Below are 20,589 nucleotides of genomic sequence, written 5' to 3' on the forward strand. Positions count from 1 at the left end.
AATACTAGAAATTAGGATTATAGCATTCGGTTAATAAAAAGCATATAAAATAATAGGCAATTTAGATTCATCTATATATTTTGCTGTTTCATTAAACGCATTTTTTGAAAGCATCGGACATCCAAAACTTAAACAAGCTTGGGCGGTTGATTCTTTATCTGAAACACAATTGTAAGAATGAAGAACAATCGCTCTCGGTCTTGCATTGCTGTTGGTTTCATCAAGCCCATCTAAACGATATGCCTTCCCAAATTTGCCGTTATAACTTTCACGGATCTCATACTTTCCTAAAGACGATTGGTGAGAACCATCAACATTACTGAATTGTAAATTACTCGAATGAGAAACTACAGAACCTTCGCCATGGGCAACAATCGCTTTCTGCAAAATTTTATTATTCTTCAAGTCGTAAACGAAATACCTGTACTTTCCTGAATGAACTCTAAAATTGATGAAGACTGCCAAATCCTGACTGTAATTTTTCCCTTTAATAAAATTTTTAATTTCCGAAATCTTTGATTTTGGTAAATCGTTAATTATATTTCCAGCCTGAGATTCAAACTTTGAACAGGAAATAATAAAAAGAAATAGGAAAATAAAGCATTTCATCATTTAGGAGAGGTTTACTCGATAATCATCCCGTCTTTCATGACCAATTTCCTATCCGTAATTTCTGCAAGATTCGGGTTGTGTGTTACAATAACAAATGTCTGATTGTATTTTTCTCTTAAATCAAAAAACAATCGGTGCAAATCATCCGCATTTTTTGAATCCAGATTACCCGTTGGTTCGTCTGCAAAGATAATTTTAGGAGAGTTTATTAACGCTCTGGCAACCGCTACTCTTTGTGCTTCCCCCCCAGATAACTGGTTAGGTTTATGCTGCAATCTCTGTTCGATCTTTAGATCTTCAAACAAAGCATACGCTTTCTCCAACGCTTCCTTTTCGTTAGCTCCGGCAATTTTTGTCGGCAACAATACATTTTCTAATGCCGTAAATTCCGGCAATAACTGATGAAACTGAAATACAAAACCAATATTTTGATTTCTGAATTTAGAAAGTTGCTTATCATTCATATTAATAAATGATTCTCCTGCTATTGAGATTTCCGTATCATATTTATTAGAGTTCGAAGGAAGATCCAATGTTCCTAAGATCTGCAGCAAAGTAGATTTCCCTGCCCCTGATTCTCCAACAATAGAAACAACCTCACCCGTTTTGATATGAATATCAACCCCTTTTAATACTTCTAAATTCCCATAAGATTTATGGATATTCCTTGCTTTAATCATGAGTCAAAAATAGTGATTTGATTTGAAATATGAGAGAAATTCAAGGTGAATTGTGAATGGTTAATTCACTTCGTTTATCATTTTTTTTAAGTTAAATTTTAAACGTAAGGTTCGCAAGGGTTTTTGAAATTCAATCTATCTATTTTTTTATTCGCAAAGGCGTTAACACTCAGCAAAGACGAATATTTAGAAATTATTACCATCCACTTTGTCATCCTGTAGGGATCTCAACAAGAATCTTCCAAAACTATTTTCCAATACTATATAAAAAGATCATTGATATTCTTTCCTCCAATTTATGTTAAAACAAACCTAACAGGTTTTCGAAACCTGTTAGGTTTAAGTTTATAGTATGGAAAGATTAGAGTCTAGATCTACGGGCTACAAACAAATCGTGAATTTCAAATACAAAAAAACCTCTCGAAGTGAGAGGTTTTAATATATTACATACTAGAAGATTACAGTAACAAAGTTAAAGGGCTTTCTAGATACGTTTTTAATGTTTGTAAGAACTGAGCACCTGTAGCACCGTCTACCACTCTGTGGTCACAAGCTAATGAAAGCTTCATGATATTCCCCACTACAATCTGACCATTTTTCACAATTGGTTTCTCGATGATTGCTCCTACTGAAAGGATTGCAGAGTTAGGTTGGTTAATGATACTTGTAAATGTTTCAATTCCGAACATTCCTAAGTTAGAAACAGAGAAAGTAGAACCTTCCATTTCGTTTGCCTTAAGACCTTTAGATTTAGCTCTTCCAGCCATATCCTTAACACCAGCAGAAATCTGAGTATACGTCATCTGATCTGTGTTTTTAAGAACAGGAACTACCAATCCGTCAGGAATAGCTACTGCTACACCAATATTGATATTTCCTCTGTGGATCACTTTATCTCCAGCCCAGCTAGAATTAACTTGTGGATGTTTTCTTAAAGCAACTGCAGTCGCCTTAATAATCATATCATTGAAAGAAATTTTAGTATCAGGTAAAGAATTGATTTCTTTTCTAGCCTCAATTGCTTTATCCATATTAATCTCTACCATCAGGTAATAATGAGGAGCAGAGAATTTACTTTCAGCAAGACGTTTTGCAATAATATTTCTTACCTGAGAGTTTGGAGTCTCTGTATCTTCCCCTTGTACAAAACTCAATGCAACCTGAGCAGCCGGACTTGCAGTCGGCGCAGAAGCAGCTGGTTTTGCCTGAGATGGCTGATAATTTTCAATATCTTTTTTAACGATTCTTCCGTTTTCTCCAGAACCCTGAATACCGTGAATGTCAACTCCTTTATCCTGAGCCATTTTTTTAGCTAAAGGAGAAATTGCAACTCTGTCAGTAGATGAAGAACTTACCGCCTCAGCAGCAGGTTTTTCTTCAGTCTTAGCCTCTGCTTTTTGTTCTGCAGGTTTTTCTGAAGATTGAGTAGCAGCTTTCGGAGCACCAACACCAGAAACATCAGTTCCTTCAGGTCCGATAATGGCCAATACTGAATCTACAGGAGCAGCACCACCTTCTTCAACACCTTGCTTCAATAATACTCCATTGAATTCAGATTCAAAATCCTGAACTGCTTTATCTGTTTCAATCTCAGCAAGAAGATCACCTTCTTTTACTGTATCGCCTACATTTTTATGCCATTTAGCCACTTTACCTTCTGTCATTGTATCAGAAAGTCTTGGCATTGTAATAATTTCTACACCGGCAGGAACTTCAGCAGTAGTTGGTTCTACGCTTGCAGTATTGTTTTCTGTTTTAGATGGTTCTTCAGATTTTTTCTCTTCAGAACCTCCAGCAGCAGGAGTACTACCTCCTTTCAAAGCAGAAATATCCTCTCCTTCATTACCAATAATTGCTAAAATAGAGTCTACAGCAGCAGCATTTCCTTCTTCTACACCAACGTATAAAAGAGTACCATTTAATTCAGATTCGAAATCCTGAACTGCTTTATCTGTTTCAATTTCAGCTAAAATATCCCCTTCTTTTACTTTATCTCCTACTTTTTTATGCCACTTCGCCACTTTACCTTCCGTCATTGTATCGGAAAGACGAGGCATTGTAATAACTTCTGCCATAATTTAATTTGTTAATTTGTTAATGTGATGATAAGGATGATAACTTAATCGTGAAAATATATTTACACATCAGCATATCATCGTATCAGCAAATTATTTTAGTTTTCTAATTTGTCTAAGAACGGATAGTTTTCCTGAGAATAAACATACTCATACACTTTATCAGCATCCGGGTATGGAGAATTTTCCATAAACTCGATACACTCATCAACAAAATCTCTTGATTTATTATCGATCACTTCCAATTCTTGTTCAGTAGCCCAATTGTTAGCTAAAATTCTTGATCTTACCAATTCGATAGGGTCATCATTTTTATGAATTGCCACTTCATCCTTAGATCTATAAGGCTCAGCGTCAGACATAGAGTGACCTCTGTAACGGTAAGTTCTTGCTTCGATGAAAGTTGGTCCGTCACCTCTTCTTGCTCTTTCAATAGCCTCGTAAGCAGCTTCAGCTACTTTTACAGGGTCCATTGCATCTACAGGAAGACAAGGCATTTCGTAACCTAAACCTAATTTATAGATATCTTCGTGGTTAGCTGTTCTTTTAACAGAAGTTCCCATTGCATACTGGTTGTTTTCTACAACGAACACTACCGGAAGTTTCCAGTTCATCGCCATGTTAAACGTTTCATGTAATGAACCCTGTCTTGCTGCTCCATCTCCGAAGAAACAAATATTCACAGCTTTTCTGTCAAAAAACTTATCCGCGAAAGCAATACCAGCACCTAAAGGAATTTGACCTCCTACAATACCGTGTCCACCATAAAAACGGTGTTCTTTACTAAAAATGTGCATAGAACCTCCCATACCTCCTGACGTACCTGTAGCTTTACCACAAAGTTCTGCCATGATTCTCTTAGGGTCTACTCCCATTGCCATTGGATGGATGTGACATCTGTAAGCAGTGATCATACTATCTTTAGTTAAATCCATTGCATGCGTGAAACCAGCAGGTATAGCCTCCTGACCATTATACAAATGTAAAAAACCTCTGATTTTTTGTTTTAAATAAAGAGAACGGCATTTGTCTTCAAACCTTCTCCACATTGTCATATCTTCATACCACTTCAGGTATACCTCTTTAGAAAATTCTTTCATGTGTTAGCTCTTGCTTATTTATTATGAAATAGTTGAGCAAAATTATAAAAAAAACTTTGTTTTTATTGTATACATACCAATTGTTTTTTTGCGTATAGTGTTATATTTGATTTTTAAACTTGATTATGGAAGAAAAACAGCCCTCTTTTATACATACTGTCTCAAAAATCATCTCAGATTTTTTTAATCCTCTGGTTTCGCTAATTATATTTTTTGTTTACATGAGTATTCAAAAATATTCTTTACAGGATTCTTTATCCTATTTTCTTCCCATATTATTAATGGTAATAATTCCTGTGGTGATTTGGCTGGTTTGGAATGTGAAAACCGGAAGATATACCAATATGGATGTTTCAAACCGTATACAGAGAAAAACTTTATATATTTTTATTGCAGCATGCGTGGGAATTTATTTGTCATTTAATTATATTAAAAATGGCTATATTGATTTTGTAATGCTGTTTATTTTAATCCTTCTTTTTGCATTACAGATCAGTAATTTTTTCATTAAAAGTTCAATGCATACAGCCTTTAATGTATTTGTTGCTGCCCTATTTTTTGTACTCAGTTGCACAATGGGAATTCTTTGGTTGGGAATCGCAGCTTTGGTAGGAATCACAAGAATTATTTTAAAAAGACACACCGTAAAAGAAGTATTTATGGGTGCAGGAATAGCTTTTCTGGTATCTTTTATTTATCTTTATTGCAATATACAATTTCAACATTAAGACTACCCTATGAAAATAAATCATCTTACCTCTGCCGAAGAAAACTTAATGAAACTTTTTTGGAAACTGGATTCCTTTTATTTAAAGGATGTTATGGAGCAGCACCCTGAACCAAAACCCCACCAAAACACCGTTTCTACATACCTGAAAATCTTGGTTGAGAAAGGATATTTATCTACTGAAAAAGAAGGAAGAATATTCAAATACACGGTCATCATGCCTTTTCAAAATTACAAAAAATTCTTATTAACAGAACTTTTTCATAATTTTTTTCACGATTCAGGAAAAGAGATTTTAGAATTTTTAATGAGTGAAAATTTAATTTCACAAGATGATCTCAGAGGTTATTTCGATCTTAAAATAGAAATAAAGCCCACGAGAGTAAAAGCTCCTAAATTGGAAATCGCTAACGAGATTTTGAATCCTAAAAAAGAGAAAAAAGAAAAGAAAAAGGAAAAAGAGAAGAAAAAGAAAAAATAAACAGGAATTAGACAAATCAAATATAAATTTCATTTCGAACAGCTTATATATTGTAGGCTCTTCGTATTTAACATCATAATGATAATGTCACTATCCTAATCTAATAAAAAGAAAGTAAAAAAGCGGTTTTTAAGCCGCTTTCATTGTATTTAATCTTTTATAATTTTAAACGACTCATCTTTTCCTTCAGATTTCACTCGTAATAAGTACACTCCTTTTTCCAGACCAGACAGATTTATTTGTTTAGAATCATTATCGACTTTTTGTAATAACTGACCTGTTAAAGAAAAGACCTCAATACTCCTTAATTTTTTATTTGAGTTTATATTTAAAACATCTTTTACAGGATTTGGATACAATTTAATTTCATTATTTTTAGCAATATCACCAACTCCTAACGTTGCTGAAGTATCCAAAATCATCACATTATCAATATTCATTCCTCTTGACCAATTTGAAGCCCCTTCAAAAGCAATGGAATAGTTTGCAGATTTATTCGGAAGCGGAATACTTACATCCAGCCATGATGAATTTTCAGTCATATATGAACTTCCTACCTGAACCCAGTCATCATTAGGATTAGATTTATAATAAATCCTTAATTCATCAACTTCTCCAAGCCAGTTGACATTAGCTAAGCTAAATCTAAGTTCCGGATTGGTAAGTCCTGAAATATTCAATGGAGGCATTAATAATTTTGCTCTTTCACCCGCTGATTCAGTTCTGAACTCTGCCATTCGTGGTGCAGATTTAGGGTTAATTGATGAGTTTCCATTCGTAGCAACATACTTCCAAACAGCATTACCAGCCCCTGCAACAGATTCATTACTCCAACATGAAGGAAGCGTTGTATTATCAAAGTTTTGTATATAAGGAAATGAAGCGATAGGAATACATGTTGTTGTAAATGATTGAGCGGGAGACCATTCACTAAAACCATTTGTTGTACAATTTGATCTTACATAAAACTGATAAGCCATTGAAGGATTAAGATTAGAGATCGTAGCAGACATGCTTCCACTGTTCACAATAGTTCCCGTTCCTTGAGCAAATCCGGTTGGCCCATATTCTATCTGATAAGATGCACTTCCGGTAAATGATGGCATCCAACTTATGTTTGCTGAATTTGATGTCACACCATTGACGACTATAGAAGATGGAATATCACAAGCAGGTATTGCTCCATTAAAAACATCATCAATGTCCATGTAAAAAAGATCCGTAGTTGAGGAATAGAATCCAATATAAATCGTTTGTCCTATATAAGCGGAAAGATCATATGAATACCTGTAAAATTCAGCTCCACTTGCCGGAGCTATAGAAGCTGCTAATGTATTTGTAAATGCATCAGCAGTAGGCGTTGTTGTAGAAATTTTTAAGCTGATTGTTTCAGGATAATCTGAATCTCTACTTCTTGCATAAAAAGAAAGAAAATCACTGAGCCCTGCAGTAACCGTTATAGCTGGCGTAACCAAATAATCATCGTGAGCAGAGGATCCATACCTCAACGAAGCTGTACGAGTACCACTGTATGCCAAAATATCACTTGTTGTATACTCAATAATCTCCCAAGTATTCCCATCTCCTCCATTGAGAGCTGCCCATCCTGCAGGAATAGAAGTAGACGAATCAAAGTTTTGAAAAAATTGAGCATTGACAATCAATGGAATTGCAAATAATCCCAGGAGTAATTGTTTTTTCATATTAGTTTTTAAATTAGATGTTAACTTACATTATTAATATGAATCGTCAAAATAAAATCTAAAGTACTCAGAAAAAAAAACACAAAACCAATAAGAATATTAAAAATATGATTATTTCACTACAAGATCAGGAAATAATGCATAAAAAAAGCGGCTTAAAAGCCGCTTATATTTTTTACCAACGATTTCCACCGCCATTTCCACCACGGCTGTTTCCACCTCCACCGTAGCCACCGCCACCGCTTCTGTTGTTTCCACCACCGTAACCACCACCGTTTCCTCCACGGTTGTTGTCAAAGCTTCTTCTTGGCTTCTCTTCTCTTGGCTTAGCTTCAGATACGTTAAGTTCTTTTCCGTTAAATTCTTTTCCGTTAAGGTCTTCAATTGCTTGTTGCCCTTCTGCATCACCCATTTCTACGAAACCGAAACCTCTAGAACGACCAGTTTCTCTGTCTGTAACTATTTTAGCAGAAGATACTTCTCCATACCCTGCAAATAAATCGTGCAACTCATATTCTTTAGTTGCGTAATTGATGTTTGAAACAAAAATGTTCATTTTGAATAAAATTAAAAAATTAATAAAAATTTGGTATATAAAAGAAAAGCAACATAAATTAATGAACAAATATTGATTCCAAATATAAACGTATGCAAGATACAATTTAAAATTTCAAATCAAAGCTTTTTTTACCTGTATTTATTACATTTTGAAGGCGTTCAAAATTAAATATTAAAAAAGAACAAATATTTATTGTTTTTCAATAAATACTTACTGATATTTGTATTGAATTTAAGAATAATTTAACATGAAAACAAATACACAAACAGTCTTAAAAATCACCAATATATTATCCTGGATTATATTTATTGGCCTTTGTATACAGACAGGAGCTATATCTTTCTCCTATTTAGTAAGCATTTTTATGAACCCAATAGGTTCTGAAAATATTAATTTGGGGCTTAATTTATCTGAGCTTTATAAAAACAGCATACCATATTATAGTATTTTGATCTTATTAATGGTTTTAATTTCAGGCTTAAAAGCTTATATCTTTTATTTTATCATTAAAATATTTATGAAAATTAATCTTGTAAATCCATTTAGTAAAGAAATTTATTCTTTAATCATTAAAATAAGTGCTGTTGCATTAACGATAGGAATTCTGGCAATTATAGGTGAAAAATATTGCGAATGGTTGCTCAATGAAAATATTCATCTTCCTATGCTTAATCTAGAACAATATATCGGCGGAAAATCAGAATTTCTTTTCATGGCAGCTATCATATTTGTCATTGCACAAATCTTTAAAAGAGGAATTGAAATACAAGCTGAAAACGAATTAACAATATAAGATATGCCCATAATCGTAAACCTAGATGTAATGATGGCCAAAAGAAAAATGTCATTAAACGAACTCTCAGAAAAAGTAGATCTTACTTTGTCTAATCTTTCAATTTTAAAAACCGGTAAAGCAAAAGCCATACGCTTTAGTACACTTGAAGCAATTTGCAAAGCTTTAGATTGTCAACCCGGCGATATCTTAGAATACAAAGAGTAATACTCATTAAATAATATTCACCATTATCCAAGAAAATGATTGAGAAAATAAATAATTCTCTTTTAATAACTAAATCTCATTCCTTTGATAAAGCCAGTTTTTAACGCTAAATTTGCAGCACAAATAAATGAAATATGAATTACCATACTAGAAAATGGGTAAAACCAGAAGATCTAAATCCTAATCATTCACTTTTTGGAGGAAGATTATTGCAATGGATTGATGAAGAAGCAGCACTTTACGCCATTATTCAATTAGAAAATACAAAAGTAGTTACCAAGTTTATTTCTGAAATCAATTTTGTAAGCTCTGCTAAACAAGGAGATATCATCGAGATTGGAATTGAAGTTTCATCATTTGGTTCCTCATCAATCACGCTACAGTGCGATGTAAGGAATAAAATGACCCACCAAACCATCATCACCGTAGACAAGATTGTTATGGTAAATCTTGGGGAAGATGGAAACCCTTTACCGCACGGCAAAACCAAGGTTGAGTTTGTGCAAGACAGATTAAACAGTCAATTATGAAAATCTTTATAAAAAATATGGTTTGCGGCAGATGTATTTCTGCCGTAGAAAATATTTTTAATGATGCTGATATCAAAATCAAATCTATAAACCTTGGCGAAGTTGAAACTGAATCTGAAGTTTCAAACCATACGCTGGATTTGCTTGAAAAAAAATTAGCAGTAACTGGTTTTGAAAGGATAAAAGATTCTGCACACCAACTTATTGATAAAATTAAAACGCTGATTATCGAAAAGATAAGTGAACTTGATATTGATGAAAACTTTCTAGTATCAGAGTTTCTTAGCTCAACACTACATAAAGATTACAGTTCGCTTTCTAAAGCTTTTTCACAAAATGAAAACATTACGCTGGAACAATTTTTCATTCTTCAAAAAATTGAAAAGGTGAAAGAACTTCTTCTTTATAATGAATGTACTTTAACAGAAATTGCAGGAAAGCTAGGCTATAAAAGTGTTCAGCATTTATCTTCACAGTTCCGCAACAGCACAGGCTTCACTCCTACTGAGTTCAAAAAACTGAAGGTTCATAATAGAAAACCGCTTGATTGTGTTTAGAGTATTAGAGTATTAGAGTATTAGAGTATTAGAGTATTAGAGTATTAGAGTATTAGAGTAAAAATACAAAACATTCATATACTTTCAAACTCTCCCATACTGAAACCCTATAACTTAAAAACTCTCCCACGCTCAAACTCTACAACTCAAAAGCCCCAACCTAATTTTATAAACATTATCCTTAAATTTATAACAAGCTTCCACTTTCATTTTGGAAATTTGTACTATAAATTTAGGATCATGGAACAACAATATAAAATACTCGGAATGACGTGTTCCGGTTGTCAGAAAAAAATATCCGAAAAGCTGAATAGCCTCGAAGATATAAAAGCTGACATCAATCTGGAAAACAATACAGCAACAATCACTTCTGATAAAGACATTAAACTTTCTACTTTAAATACAGCCTTAGAAGAAATTGGAAAATATAGATTAGAAGATCCAAACACCCCTGACAAAGCTTTTGTAAAGCCTCAAGACCGAGTTTCCCCATCTTCGGTATATTACTGCCCAATGGAATGTGAAGGCGATAAAGTATATTTCAAGCAAGGAGAAAGATGCCCTGATTGCAATATGTATCTTGTTCCCATCGAGGAAAAATTAGCAAAAGACCCCAATCACAAGCCTACTTATTCTTCTTCCCATTTACCGGAAAACTTTAAAGACAATATAGGGAAATACTATTGCCCAATGTTCTGCGAAAGTGATAAAGTGTATGACGAAAAAGACGATTGCCCCGTTTGTCATATGCACTTGGAGGAGATTACAGAAGATTTGGTTAAAAATTCAGCCTCGCATACACATGCTCATTCCCACAGCCACAGTCACCATCATGAAGCTCCAAAAGTTACAGATGAAATGGCAGGGAAATATTTCTGTCCCATGTATTGTGAAGGAGACAAGGTGTACGACAGTAACGTTGGATGCCCTGTTTGTGGAATGGATTTAGTAAAATATCCCGAAAAGAAGGTCGCAAAATACACCTGCCCTATGCATCCTGAAGTAATTCATGATGAACCTGGGGACTGCCCGATCTGCGGAATGGATCTGGTAAGAATGCCCGACAGTGGAGATGAAGAAGAGGATGAAACTTACAATATTTTAAAACGTAAATTCATTATTTCTCTGGCTTTTACCATTCCTGTTTTCATTCTTTCGATGGGTGGGATGTTTATTAATTTTCCTTTTTCTCATCAGATTCAAGGCATTATTGAATTGATTTTAACGCTGCCTGTTCTGTTTTATTCAGGATGGTTTTTAATGAAAAGAGGCTGGGTCTCATTCAAAACATGGAACTTAAATATGTTCAGCTTAATTGTTTTGGGGGTTGCCGCAGCATTTATTTTCAGTATTGTCGCTTTAGTATTTCCTGATATTATGCCGCATGAAATCCGAGGTCACAATCATGAAATCCCGTTATATTTCGAGGCGGTTACTGTTATTTTAACACTTGTTATTTTAGGTCAGTTAATGGAAGCTGCTGCCCATAAAAAAACAGGAAATGCCATCCGGGAATTAATGAGTCTTTCTCCTGATGAAGCCAATTTGATGGTTAATGGAGAAGATAAAAAAGTTTTGCTTTCTCAAGTGAAAATCGGAGATTTATTAAAAGTAAAACCGGGCGAAAAAATTCCTGTTGACGGAAAAATTACAGAAGGAAATTCTATTGTAGACGAAAGCATGATCACGGGAGAACCAATTCCTGTTGAGAAAACAATCAATGACAGAGTATCTTCAGGAACCATTAACGGAAATCAGGTTTTCATTATGAAAGCTGAAAAAGTGGGCGATGAAACCTTACTTTCACAGATCATTAAAATGGTGAATGATGCCAGCCGAAGCAAAGCCCCCATTCAGAAATTGACTGATAAGGTAGCTAAAGTATTTGTACCTGCTGTTATTTTGATCGCCGTTCTTACGTTCATTCTGTGGCAGTTTTTCGGCCCGGAAGGACAAAAAACTCTGTTTGCTTTTGTAAATGCCGTGGCAGTTTTAATTGTGGCCTGTCCGTGTGCTTTAGGCCTCGCAACGCCAATGTCTTTAATGGTAGGAATTGGAAAAGGTGCTAAGAATGGTATTTTAATTAAAAATGCCGAAGCACTTGAACACATGAATAAAGTAAACGTTTTAATTACGGATAAAACAGGAACTTTAACAGAAGGAAAACCTTCTGTAGAATATATTGAAACAGTGAATAATGAAGATAAAAATCAGCTTTTACAATTGGCTTTTTCATTGAATCAGAATTCAGAACATCCTCTTTCTAATGCAGTAATTAAGAAAGCAAAAGAACAAAATATTGCGGCTGAAAAAGTACAACAATTTGAAAACATTTCAGGAAAAGGAGTGAAAGGAAGCATCAATGGAAAAACAGTTTATTTAGGAAATGAAACGCTGTTAACCTCCAATCAAATTTCAATTCCAGAAAATCTTAAACAAAAAGCGATTGAAGTTCAATCAAAAGCTCATACGATTTCTTATGTTGCTGAAGGCAATTCGGTATTAGGTTTCATTAGTTTTACGGATAAAATTAAAGAGAGTTCTAAAAAAGCGGTTCATCAGTTAATCAGCGAAGGCATTGATGTTATGATGATGACAGGCGATAACGAACACACTGCAAAAGCTGTAGCTGATGAATTGGGAATCAAACATTTTAAAGCTAACTGTCTTCCTGAAGATAAATTAAATGAAGTCAAGAAGCTTCAAAAAGAAGGCAAAATCGTAGCCATGACTGGTGACGGAATCAACGACTCCCCTGCTTTAGCACAAGCTAATATCGGGATTGCTATGGGAACCGGAACGGATGTTGCGATTGAAAGCTCTGAAATCACTTTATTAAAAGGAGATCTTCTTGGTGTTGCCCAAGCCAAATTATTAAGTGAAAAACTACTGAAAAACATCAAAGAAAATCTATTCTTTGCTTTCATTTACAATGTGTTGGGAGTTCCGATTGCGGCAGGATTATTATATCCATTTTTTGGAATTCTATTATCACCAATGATTGCTGCTGCAGCGATGAGCTTCAGTTCATTATCAGTGATATTAAATTCATTACGATTGAATTCGGTTGATTTGAATATTAAATAAATTATCTCTCGCTGATCTAGTTGATTTGGCAGATGATTGTGTCTTAATCTTTTAAGCATAATAAAAAGGTCAGAATAACCTTCGAGAGAAAAACAATAATTCCCCAAGAAGATTATCTTGGGGAATTATTTGTATTAAATCGTATTGAATATATCTTCCTTATAAAAGCTTCAATAATTCTTCGGCAACTTTTTCAGAAGAAGCAGGATTTTGACCTGTCACCAATGTTCCATCTACCACCGCATAAGGATTCCAATCTTCTATTTTACTATAAATCCCACCATTCTTTTTCAGCATATCTTCTACTAAAAAAGGAACTATATCCGTAAGTTGCACAGCATCTTCTTCTGTATTGGTAAATCCGGTAACATTTTTACCTTTAACCAAATATTCCCCGTTTATTTTTACGTCTTTCAAAACTCCGGGAGCATGACATACAAATCCTACAGGTTTATCGCTTGTATAAAAATCAACAATTAGCTGCTGCGAAATTTTATCTTCAGCCAAATCCCATAAAGGACCATGACCTCCAGGATAAAATACAGCATCAAAATCTTCGATTTTCACCTCAGATAATGGAGTTGTATTTTTTAATTTATCCATTAAAACAGCATCTTTATCCATTCTACGGGTAGCATCCGTTTGAGATGAAGGATCTTCGCTCTTAGGATCGATAGGCGGTAAACCACCCTTTGGAGATGCAATCGTGATATCTACTCCTTTATCTGATAAAGCATAATATGGAGCAGCTAATTCTTCTGTCCAAAATCCGGTTTTCAAACCTGTATTTCCTAATTGGTCGTGGCTCGTAAGCACGAATAAAACTTTCTTGTTCATTTTGTTATTTTTAATAATTAATAATACAAAGTTGGCCTTATTTGTCTTTTGAAAACAGGACTTACATCACGTATTTCGTGTGATGAATGTCACAGTTTATTTGAAATCCTACTCAACGTCTCTCTTGAAACTCCTAGATAAGATGCAATAACAGCTTTGGGAATTCTTTGAATCAATTGAGGATATTGATGAGAAAACTGCTCAAATCGTTCTTTCGCGTTGGTAGTTAACAGAGATAAAATTCTCTGTTGTAAAGCAACATAACCAAAACTATTTTTAACCCTAAAGAAATGCTCCATCTTATGGTTTTCTGAGCACATCTTTTCTAAATTTTCTTTAGAGATAGAGCATAATTCCACCTCTTCCAAACAATCAATATTTATAACTGATGGCATACCATTATAAAAAGACTGAAAATCTGATATCCACCAATTCTCCATTGCAAACTGAATAATGTGCTCCTTGCCCTCTTTATCAATGAAAGAAGCTTTCAACAGACCTTTCGTGACAAAGTAAATAGTGGTTACCAATTCATTTTCCTGAATTAAGTATTGGTGCTTTTTAAGTTTCTTAAATTTGAAGAAAGAATGAATATGCTCAAACTCTTCGTCTGTAAGAGATATTAATTCTTCTAAATGCTTTCTTAGTTCTAAACTCATCAGCTAATTACCTATTTTCTATTATTTCAAATATACAAATCCTTCCTCTTTTTTTAATCAATTAAAAGCGTGAATTTTCAAAACAACACACTCTTTTCAAATCAATAATATAAACCATTCTATTCAACAAATTCAATATTACTTAAAGGCTTTTAGTGTTAATTTTAAATGATAAAATCTTTATCTAAAAAGACATAATAATACAAAGAATTAGAAAGTAAAACTCTCTAAAAATAAATTAATTAAAATATCCTTAAAAAGTGAAATCTTAGTCTATAGTGGCACATAATTTGTTAGGATTACACCATAAAATTTAACTATTTTTAACAATTAAATTCCCATTAACATTTATGAAAAAAAATTTTGCGGGAAAGTCTATAAACAAGACTTTTCTTGGGATGTTTGCATTGATGAGTGCAACTTCAATTTTCTTTAACAGCTGTGATCAGAAAAAAGACAAGAAAGAATCTGATAAGATAATTTCCAACGCCCATCCCGTCGCAAAAACAGTTCCTACTATTGATGACGAAAATGTTTCTTCAGACAAAAGAGTCATTTACCTTACTTTCGATGATGGCCCTAATCAGGGAACCGAAAATCTTTTGAGGATTTTGAACAAAAGAAATGTATGCGCAACCGCTTTTTTAGTGGGTCAACATGCTTATGGAAGTAAAAAGCAAAAAGAAGGTATTGAACTCTTAAAAAAAGATCCTTTAGTGGAATTGGCCAATCACAGCTATACCCACGCTCACAATAAATACACAGATTTCTATAAAAACCCTGAGGCTGTAGTTCGTGATTTTGACATTGCAAAAGACAGTTTAAAACTAACCGATAAAATTGCAAGAACTCCCGGAAGAAACATCTGGAGGCTTAACAATATTACCGCTACGGATATCAAAAGTTCAACTCTTGCAGCAAACAGCCTGAAAAAAGCGGGATACAAAGTAATCGGTTGGGATTTGGAATGGAAACCTACCAACAGAATGGCCCTGAAAGGAAACCATCAGGTAATGTTGAAAAAAGTAGACAGTATTTTCTATAATGACTTAGAAAAAACGTCAAGACATTTGGTATTTCTTACGCATGATCAATATTTAACCGACTCGGATTCTATTGATGAATTGGATCTCTTTATTGAAAAGCTTCAAAAAACCAATAGATTTGTTTTCAGAAAAATATCAGCTTATCCTAAGATCAATGAAATTTTGAATTAACGAAACTTAGGCAGTATAATTCTCATTCTGATCAAGGAACAATGTAAGCTTAATCATCTTAACAACTTATTATAACTTAATGTTTCAAGGTTTTACTTTTACCATTAATGTTCGTTTTAGAAATTGAGAATAGTAAGAGATCGCTTCACCTTCGGTTCGCAATGACAATTACAACATTATATTTTATGACTAAAATTTTGCAAATTCATTAGTTTTTTGCTTTTAAAATTCAGAAATTTGCAATTATGAGCATTACAGAAAACTATTATACTATAAAAAATAAACTTCCAGAAAATGTGCAGTTGGTTGCAGTTTCTAAAACCCACCCTGTTTCATCTATTCAGGAAGTTTACGAGTTGGGACAAAAAGTGTTTGGAGAGAATAAAGTTCAGGAGTTATTAGAGAAATATCCTCTACTTCCAAAAGATATCCAATGGCATCTGATTGGGCATCTACAAACCAATAAAGTAAAATATATTGCGGAATTCATTGACACAATTCAAAGTGTTGATTCTGAGAAACTATTAGCAGAAATCAATAAAGAAGCAGCAAAGCATAACCGCTCTATCAAAATATTGTTACAGGTAAAAATTGCTGCAGAAGATAGCAAGTTCGGACTTGAAATTAATGAGGCTAAAAATCTGTTTCAAAAATACATCAGTGGCAATTTCCCTCATATCGAAATTACCGGTTTAATGGGAATGGCAACTTTCACAGATGACGAAGATCAGGTAAAAAAGGAATTTTTAATCTTGAAAAAAGTTTTTGATGAATTAAATCAACTAAAAAAACTAGAAACATTATCAATGGGAATGAGTGATGATTTCCCGACAGCTATTGAATGTGGTGCCAATTCCGTACGAGTTGGATCGGCAATTTTCGGAAGAAGAGATTATTCAAAATAGAATATTTAGGTATAGTTTTTGCTAATAATTCAATCAAAAAAATTAAATTTGCAACTATGCAAAAAATCCTTATTGTAGAAGACGAAAAAGCAATCTCCGGAGTACTTCACAGTATTCTTTCGGACGAGCTTACCAATTACGAATTTGTAATCGCCGAAGATGGTTTAGAAGGCTATAAACAAATAGAAAAAGAAGATTTCGCATTGGTGATCTCCGATATTAAAATGCCTAAGCTTTCAGGCACAGAGCTTTTAAAGCAAAGTTTGGCTTTGAAACCTGAAACTACTTTTATCATGATCTCAGGACACGCAGACATTGATTCTGCTGTTTCTTGTTTAAGGGATGGTGCATACGACTTCATTTCTAAACCCATAGACATCAACCGTTTGATTACAAGCGTAAAAAATGCTTTGGTGAAAGAAACATTGAAGAAAGAAAATAAAAATCTTCAGACTGAAAATAAGACTTTAAAGAAAAAAGTTAATAAAAAGTACCAAATGATCGGTGAATCTGCAGGATTACAGAAGATTCAGGATATGATCGAAAAGGTGGCTGTATCTGATGCGAGAGTATTAATCACAGGACCTAATGGTGCAGGAAAAGAATTGGTAGCTCATGCTATTCACAACCAAAGTGAGAGAGCTAGAGGCCCAATGATTGAAGTTAACTGTGCTGCAATACCTTCTGAATTAATTGAATCTGAACTTTTCGGACACGTTAAAGGTTCTTTTACAGGAGCCATTAAAGATAAGCAAGGGAAATTTGAGCAAGCTACCGGAGGTACAATTTTCTTAGATGAAATTGGAGATATGAGTTTAATTGCTCAGGCTAAGGTTTTAAGAGCTTTGCAGGAAAGTAAAGTATCTCCTGTTGGAAGCGACAAGGAAATTAAAGTTGATGTAAGAGTTCTTGCAGCAACGAATAAAAACATGCAGAAGGAAATTGAAGAAGGAAAATTCAGAGAAGATCTTTACCACAGACTTTCTGTGATTGAAATCTATGTTCCACCATTGGATGAAAGAAAAGAGGATATCAAATTATTGGTAGACCATTTTTCGAACATGATTGCTGACGAACATGGTACTGCCGTGAAAAAATTTGATGATAAAGCTATTGAAGCATTGAAAGTACTTTCTTGGACTGGAAATATCAGAGAATTAAGAAATGTTGTAGAAAGATTAATTATTCTTGGTGGAAATACTGTTTCCGCAGAGGATGTTGCAAGTTTTGTAAGGAAATAATTTAATTATTATTTTAAATATATTAAAAATTGCAGTATCATTTGTTACTGCAATTTTTTTGTTTTTAAGCACAAGACCAATTTGATTAAAACTATATGAACTATAAACTATTATGAAATTTTTAGATAAAAAATATACAAAAGAATGCCTGACGCTGGCTCTTCCTGTCATGTTGACACAGGTGGGGCAAGTCTCGGTGAATTTGTTCGACAATATTATTGTCGGCAAATTATTAGGAGCTGATGCATTAGCCTCTGTTTCTTTAGGGAATGCAGTATTTTTCTCAATGTTTGTATTAGCGTTGGGATTTTCTTTTGCGATTCCACCATTGGTTTCAGAAGCGCAGTCCAGAGGTGATCACAAAACAATTAATTCCGTTTTCAGTCACGGATTCGTTATTAACATGACGGTAGGGATTATTTTAATGGCTGTTCTGCTTTTAGGGCTTCCACTCCTCTATCATTCGGGACAACCGGCAAAGATAGTTCCTGATACAGTCCATTTTTTAGGAATTATGGCGGTAAGCATTGTACCTTTCATGGCTTTTCAGACGTTAAGAGAAGTTTCTGAAGGATTATCCTATACCATTGGAGTTACCAAAGCTACCATCATCGCAAACGTCATTAACATTGTTTTAAATTATGTTTTCATTAAAGGACTTTGGATCTTCCCTGAAATGGGCGTAAAAGGTTCCGCATTAGCTAGTTTAATTGCCAGAATTTTCATGGTCGTTTTCTTATACTATGTGCTTTTAAAAGAGAAGAAAACAAGACAATATATCAAAGACTTTTCGTTAAAAATTCAGGTTTTTACAAAAGCAATGTTTGAAAAAATGGTGAGACTAGGTTTCCCTACTGCTCTACAAATGTTCTTTGAGGTAACCGCTTTTGCTGGAGCAGCTTTTATTTGTGGATTAATTTCTGCCCATGATATTGCTTCTCACCAGATTGCCTTAAGTATGGCTTCGTTTACCTTTAATTTATGTATCGGATTTAGTGTTGCTTCAACGGTGATGGTTGGTAAAAAACTGGGAGAACAAAACTTTGTTGAACTCAGAAAAGTAGGTATCAATAACCTGAAAATTGCCTTTATTTTCATGTGTATTTGTGGAATTGTTTTCATCATTGGTAAAGATATCCTTCCTACTTTCTTCACGAAAAAAGAAGAAGTGGAAGTAATTCAACTGGCATCAAAATTAATGATTATTGCTGCTTTATTCCAACTTTCAGATGGTGTTCAGGTAACAGCATTAGGAATGTTGAGAGGTTTACAGGATGTTAAAATTCCTTCTATTTATACCTTTATTGCGTATTGGGTGATTACCATTCCTTTAGGGTATTTCCTTTGTGTAACGATGGAAATGGGAGCATTTGGAATGTGGATTGCATTAGGATTGGGATTAACAATCTCTGCGGTGATGCTTGTTAAACGATTTTTAAATATGTCTGCGAAAAGAGTGCAGCAGAATGCATAAATAAATAACAATAAATTGCTAAAAAAGCTACGAAAGGTCTAGGACTTTCCGTAGCTTTTTTATTTTTGCGCACTTATTATAATTAATAAAACATGAAAAAATTGATATTCCTGCTGGCTTTATATGCAGGTTCATTCTACCAATCTCAAACCAACAGATTTATCTATGAGCTTCAGTCTCGAAAAAATAGTTCGGAAGACTACAGAAAAACCTCCATGAATCTTGATATTAGCCCGAAATCAGTAAAATTTTACGACACGAAATTCGCAGAATATGATTCCGTAAACAAAGCAAGAAACCAAGAAATTTCTCATTATAGTACAAAAACAGATCAGGTTATCGAAAGAGCTCCCAATTCGTTTCAAAATAATTGGTACAGAGATTTTTTCGAATATTTCGTTGTAAAAAGTAACGATGAAATGAAGTGGAAACTTCTTCAGGAAACCCAAGAATATAACGGATACAAACTGCAAAAGGCAACAACCGATTTTGGTGGAAGAACATGGGATGCATGGTTTTCCAATGAGGTTAATATCAAAGAAGGTCCTTATAAATTCCGAGGACTTCCCGGACTTATTTTTATTCTGGAAGACACTGATAAGAATTTCATCTATAAACTGGTTAGCAATAAAAAGCTAGACACCAATTATGATACCCATCAATTTTTAGAAACTCATTATGGTAAACCCGCGATTCCTATTTCCAACCAAAAGTTCAACACTTACATTGAAGATATTTACGAGAATCCAACAAGAATGCTTTCAGAAGGTATAAAAAACGGACAGAAAACTACATTTAAGAATGAAAGTATAGAATCTATTGAAGACCTTAATAAAAAAAGAGGAATGCTTCAAAATGGGATAAAAAACCGTTACATCTATATTGAAAAAGATAAAGAACCTCAATTCAAAAGCAACTAATTAAAAAATCTGCGTGAAGAAGACTTCACGCAGATTTTTTATTATTACATTGTCTAGTCCTGAAATAGCGATACACAAAAAAATGATCGTTATGAAAGAATACTTAGAAACGCTTTATGTCAAGCGTACACAGAAAGATTACAGTTTAAGTTTGAAACTTCAGATTGTAAAAGAAATTGAATTCGGTAAATTAGGAATTACAGAATGTCGTAAGAAATATGGTAT

At 33.9% G+C, this 20,589-nt stretch carries 20 protein-coding genes; 12 read left to right on the forward strand and 8 right to left on the reverse strand.

Annotated features, from left to right (window positions below; translation table 11 throughout):
- Positions 1 to 30: 30 nt before the first annotated feature.
- The 4 genes from BUB80_RS21025 to pdhA form a co-directional block, all read right to left on the reverse strand.
- Positions 31 to 612: a murein L,D-transpeptidase catalytic domain-containing protein gene (locus BUB80_RS21025; RefSeq protein WP_073297413.1), complete on the reverse strand. Its 582-nt coding sequence runs from the start codon at positions 610 to 612 to the stop codon at positions 31 to 33.
- 11 nt (positions 613 to 623) lie between these two features.
- Positions 624 to 1,292, reverse strand: a complete 669-nt coding sequence (locus tag BUB80_RS21030; RefSeq protein WP_054508814.1) for an ABC transporter ATP-binding protein — start codon at positions 1,290 to 1,292, stop codon at positions 624 to 626.
- A gap of 458 nt (positions 1,293 to 1,750) precedes the next feature.
- Positions 1,751 to 3,367 carry a pyruvate dehydrogenase complex dihydrolipoamide acetyltransferase gene (locus BUB80_RS21035; RefSeq protein ID WP_073297416.1) on the reverse strand — a complete coding sequence of 539 codons (1,617 nt, stop codon included), beginning with the start codon at positions 3,365 to 3,367 and terminating at the stop codon, positions 1,751 to 1,753.
- Between the two features lie 98 nt (positions 3,368 to 3,465).
- Complete coding sequence (gene pdhA / locus BUB80_RS21040; protein ID WP_073297419.1) at positions 3,466 to 4,467, reverse strand: pyruvate dehydrogenase (acetyl-transferring) E1 component subunit alpha; 1,002 nt, start codon at positions 4,465 to 4,467, stop codon at positions 3,466 to 3,468.
- Between the two features lie 221 nt (positions 4,468 to 4,688).
- On the opposite strand from pdhA, the gene BUB80_RS21045 reads away from it, so the two are divergent.
- Both BUB80_RS21045 and BUB80_RS21050 read left to right on the forward strand, forming a co-directional pair.
- Positions 4,689 to 5,195 carry a phosphatase PAP2 family protein gene (locus BUB80_RS21045; protein ID WP_228433910.1) on the forward strand — a complete coding sequence of 169 codons (507 nt, stop codon included), beginning with the start codon at positions 4,689 to 4,691 and terminating at the stop codon, positions 5,193 to 5,195.
- 9 nt (positions 5,196 to 5,204) lie between these two features.
- The gene (locus BUB80_RS21050; protein WP_073297425.1) at positions 5,205 to 5,675 is read left to right on the forward strand and encodes a BlaI/MecI/CopY family transcriptional regulator; all 471 of its coding nucleotides are present in this window, start codon (positions 5,205 to 5,207) and stop codon (positions 5,673 to 5,675) included.
- Positions 5,676 to 5,824: 149 nt separating this feature from the next.
- On the opposite strand, the gene BUB80_RS21055 is transcribed toward BUB80_RS21050, so the two are convergent.
- On the reverse strand, positions 5,825 to 7,378 hold the full coding sequence (locus tag BUB80_RS21055; protein WP_073297427.1) for a T9SS-dependent choice-of-anchor J family protein: 1,554 nt from the start codon (positions 7,376 to 7,378) through the stop codon (positions 5,825 to 5,827).
- A gap of 175 nt (positions 7,379 to 7,553) precedes the next feature.
- The gene (locus BUB80_RS21060; RefSeq protein ID WP_073297430.1) at positions 7,554 to 7,934 is read right to left on the reverse strand and encodes an RNA recognition motif domain-containing protein; all 381 of its coding nucleotides are present in this window, start codon (positions 7,932 to 7,934) and stop codon (positions 7,554 to 7,556) included.
- A 250-nt stretch (positions 7,935 to 8,184) separates the two neighbouring features.
- Between BUB80_RS21060 and BUB80_RS21065 the strand changes: the two genes are divergently transcribed.
- The 5 genes from BUB80_RS21065 to BUB80_RS21085 all read left to right on the forward strand — a co-directional run bounded on the left by BUB80_RS21065 (position 8,185) and on the right by BUB80_RS21085 (position 13,111).
- Entirely contained in the window at positions 8,185 to 8,730 is a 546-nt protein-coding gene (locus tag BUB80_RS21065) for a DUF2975 domain-containing protein (RefSeq protein WP_073297433.1), read from the forward strand.
- A gap of 3 nt (positions 8,731 to 8,733) precedes the next feature.
- Positions 8,734 to 8,937, forward strand: coding sequence for a helix-turn-helix domain-containing protein (locus BUB80_RS21070; protein ID WP_073297435.1), 204 nt, complete (start codon positions 8,734 to 8,736; stop codon positions 8,935 to 8,937).
- A gap of 134 nt (positions 8,938 to 9,071) precedes the next feature.
- On the forward strand, positions 9,072 to 9,467 hold the full coding sequence (locus BUB80_RS21075) for an acyl-CoA thioesterase (protein WP_073297438.1): 396 nt from the start codon (positions 9,072 to 9,074) through the stop codon (positions 9,465 to 9,467).
- Positions 9,464 to 10,024, forward strand: coding sequence for a helix-turn-helix domain-containing protein (locus tag BUB80_RS21080; protein ID WP_073297440.1), 561 nt, complete (start codon positions 9,464 to 9,466; stop codon positions 10,022 to 10,024). The genes BUB80_RS21075 and BUB80_RS21080 overlap by 4 nt, the downstream gene beginning before the upstream one ends.
- Positions 10,025 to 10,264: 240 nt before the next feature.
- The gene (locus tag BUB80_RS21085) at positions 10,265 to 13,111 is read left to right on the forward strand and encodes a heavy metal translocating P-type ATPase (protein WP_073297443.1); all 2,847 of its coding nucleotides are present in this window, start codon (positions 10,265 to 10,267) and stop codon (positions 13,109 to 13,111) included.
- Between the two features lie 159 nt (positions 13,112 to 13,270).
- Here the strand turns inward: BUB80_RS21085 and BUB80_RS21090 are convergent, their stop codons facing one another.
- Together BUB80_RS21090 and BUB80_RS21095 are read right to left on the reverse strand one after the other, a co-directional pair.
- Positions 13,271 to 13,948, reverse strand: a complete 678-nt coding sequence (locus tag BUB80_RS21090) for a type 1 glutamine amidotransferase domain-containing protein (protein WP_073297446.1) — start codon at positions 13,946 to 13,948, stop codon at positions 13,271 to 13,273.
- Positions 13,949 to 14,037: 89 nt separating this feature from the next.
- On the reverse strand, positions 14,038 to 14,607 hold the full coding sequence (locus tag BUB80_RS21095; protein WP_073297449.1) for a Crp/Fnr family transcriptional regulator: 570 nt from the start codon (positions 14,605 to 14,607) through the stop codon (positions 14,038 to 14,040).
- Between the two features lie 350 nt (positions 14,608 to 14,957).
- Here BUB80_RS21095 and BUB80_RS21100 point away from each other — a divergent pair, with 350 nt between their 5' ends.
- The 5 genes from BUB80_RS21100 (at position 14,958) to BUB80_RS21120 (ending at position 20,364) form a co-directional block, all read left to right on the forward strand.
- Entirely contained in the window at positions 14,958 to 15,824 is an 867-nt protein-coding gene (locus BUB80_RS21100; RefSeq protein ID WP_073297452.1) for a polysaccharide deacetylase family protein, read from the forward strand.
- Positions 15,825 to 16,069: 245 nt separating this feature from the next.
- Entirely contained in the window at positions 16,070 to 16,729 is a 660-nt protein-coding gene (locus tag BUB80_RS21105; protein ID WP_073297455.1) for a YggS family pyridoxal phosphate-dependent enzyme, read from the forward strand.
- A gap of 56 nt (positions 16,730 to 16,785) precedes the next feature.
- Entirely contained in the window at positions 16,786 to 17,970 is a 1,185-nt protein-coding gene (locus tag BUB80_RS21110; RefSeq protein WP_073297458.1) for a sigma-54-dependent transcriptional regulator, read from the forward strand.
- Between the two features lie 112 nt (positions 17,971 to 18,082).
- Positions 18,083 to 19,444 carry an MATE family efflux transporter gene (locus BUB80_RS21115; protein WP_073297461.1) on the forward strand — a complete coding sequence of 454 codons (1,362 nt, stop codon included), beginning with the start codon at positions 18,083 to 18,085 and terminating at the stop codon, positions 19,442 to 19,444.
- Positions 19,445 to 19,536: 92 nt separating this feature from the next.
- Positions 19,537 to 20,364 carry a GLPGLI family protein gene (locus tag BUB80_RS21120; protein WP_073297464.1) on the forward strand — a complete coding sequence of 276 codons (828 nt, stop codon included), beginning with the start codon at positions 19,537 to 19,539 and terminating at the stop codon, positions 20,362 to 20,364.
- Positions 20,365 to 20,589 lie beyond the last annotated feature (225 nt).

The sequence above is a fragment of the Chryseobacterium polytrichastri genome (assembly GCF_900142445.1).
Classification (GTDB): Bacteria; Bacteroidota; Bacteroidia; order Flavobacteriales; family Weeksellaceae; genus Chryseobacterium; species Chryseobacterium polytrichastri.

Bases quoted from the DNA above. Each gene is read 5' to 3' on its own strand.
- BUB80_RS21025 (WP_073297413.1), bottom strand. From the start codon at position 612: ATGATGAAATGCTTTATTTTCCTATTTCTTTTTATTATTTCCTGTTCA.
- BUB80_RS21030 (WP_054508814.1), bottom strand. From the start codon at position 1,292: ATGATTAAAGCAAGGAATATCCATAAATCTTATGGGAATTTAGAAGTA.
- BUB80_RS21035 (WP_073297416.1), bottom strand. From the start codon at position 3,367: ATGGCAGAAGTTATTACAATGCCTCGTCTTTCCGATACAATGACGGAA.
- pdhA (WP_073297419.1), bottom strand. From the start codon at position 4,467: ATGAAAGAATTTTCTAAAGAGGTATACCTGAAGTGGTATGAAGATATG.
- BUB80_RS21045 (WP_228433910.1), top strand. From the start codon at position 4,689: ATGAGTATTCAAAAATATTCTTTACAGGATTCTTTATCCTATTTTCTT.
- BUB80_RS21050 (WP_073297425.1), top strand. From the start codon at position 5,205: ATGAAAATAAATCATCTTACCTCTGCCGAAGAAAACTTAATGAAACTT.
- BUB80_RS21055 (WP_073297427.1), bottom strand. From the start codon at position 7,378: ATGAAAAAACAATTACTCCTGGGATTATTTGCAATTCCATTGATTGTC.
- BUB80_RS21060 (WP_073297430.1), bottom strand. From the start codon at position 7,934: ATGAACATTTTTGTTTCAAACATCAATTACGCAACTAAAGAATATGAG.
- BUB80_RS21065 (WP_073297433.1), top strand. From the start codon at position 8,185: ATGAAAACAAATACACAAACAGTCTTAAAAATCACCAATATATTATCC.
- BUB80_RS21070 (WP_073297435.1), top strand. From the start codon at position 8,734: ATGCCCATAATCGTAAACCTAGATGTAATGATGGCCAAAAGAAAAATG.
- BUB80_RS21075 (WP_073297438.1), top strand. From the start codon at position 9,072: ATGAATTACCATACTAGAAAATGGGTAAAACCAGAAGATCTAAATCCT.
- BUB80_RS21080 (WP_073297440.1), top strand. From the start codon at position 9,464: ATGAAAATCTTTATAAAAAATATGGTTTGCGGCAGATGTATTTCTGCC.
- BUB80_RS21085 (WP_073297443.1), top strand. From the start codon at position 10,265: ATGGAACAACAATATAAAATACTCGGAATGACGTGTTCCGGTTGTCAG.
- BUB80_RS21090 (WP_073297446.1), bottom strand. From the start codon at position 13,948: ATGAACAAGAAAGTTTTATTCGTGCTTACGAGCCACGACCAATTAGGA.
- BUB80_RS21095 (WP_073297449.1), bottom strand. From the start codon at position 14,607: ATGAGTTTAGAACTAAGAAAGCATTTAGAAGAATTAATATCTCTTACA.
- BUB80_RS21100 (WP_073297452.1), top strand. From the start codon at position 14,958: ATGAAAAAAAATTTTGCGGGAAAGTCTATAAACAAGACTTTTCTTGGG.
- BUB80_RS21105 (WP_073297455.1), top strand. From the start codon at position 16,070: ATGAGCATTACAGAAAACTATTATACTATAAAAAATAAACTTCCAGAA.
- BUB80_RS21110 (WP_073297458.1), top strand. From the start codon at position 16,786: ATGCAAAAAATCCTTATTGTAGAAGACGAAAAAGCAATCTCCGGAGTA.
- BUB80_RS21115 (WP_073297461.1), top strand. From the start codon at position 18,083: ATGAAATTTTTAGATAAAAAATATACAAAAGAATGCCTGACGCTGGCT.
- BUB80_RS21120 (WP_073297464.1), top strand. From the start codon at position 19,537: ATGAAAAAATTGATATTCCTGCTGGCTTTATATGCAGGTTCATTCTAC.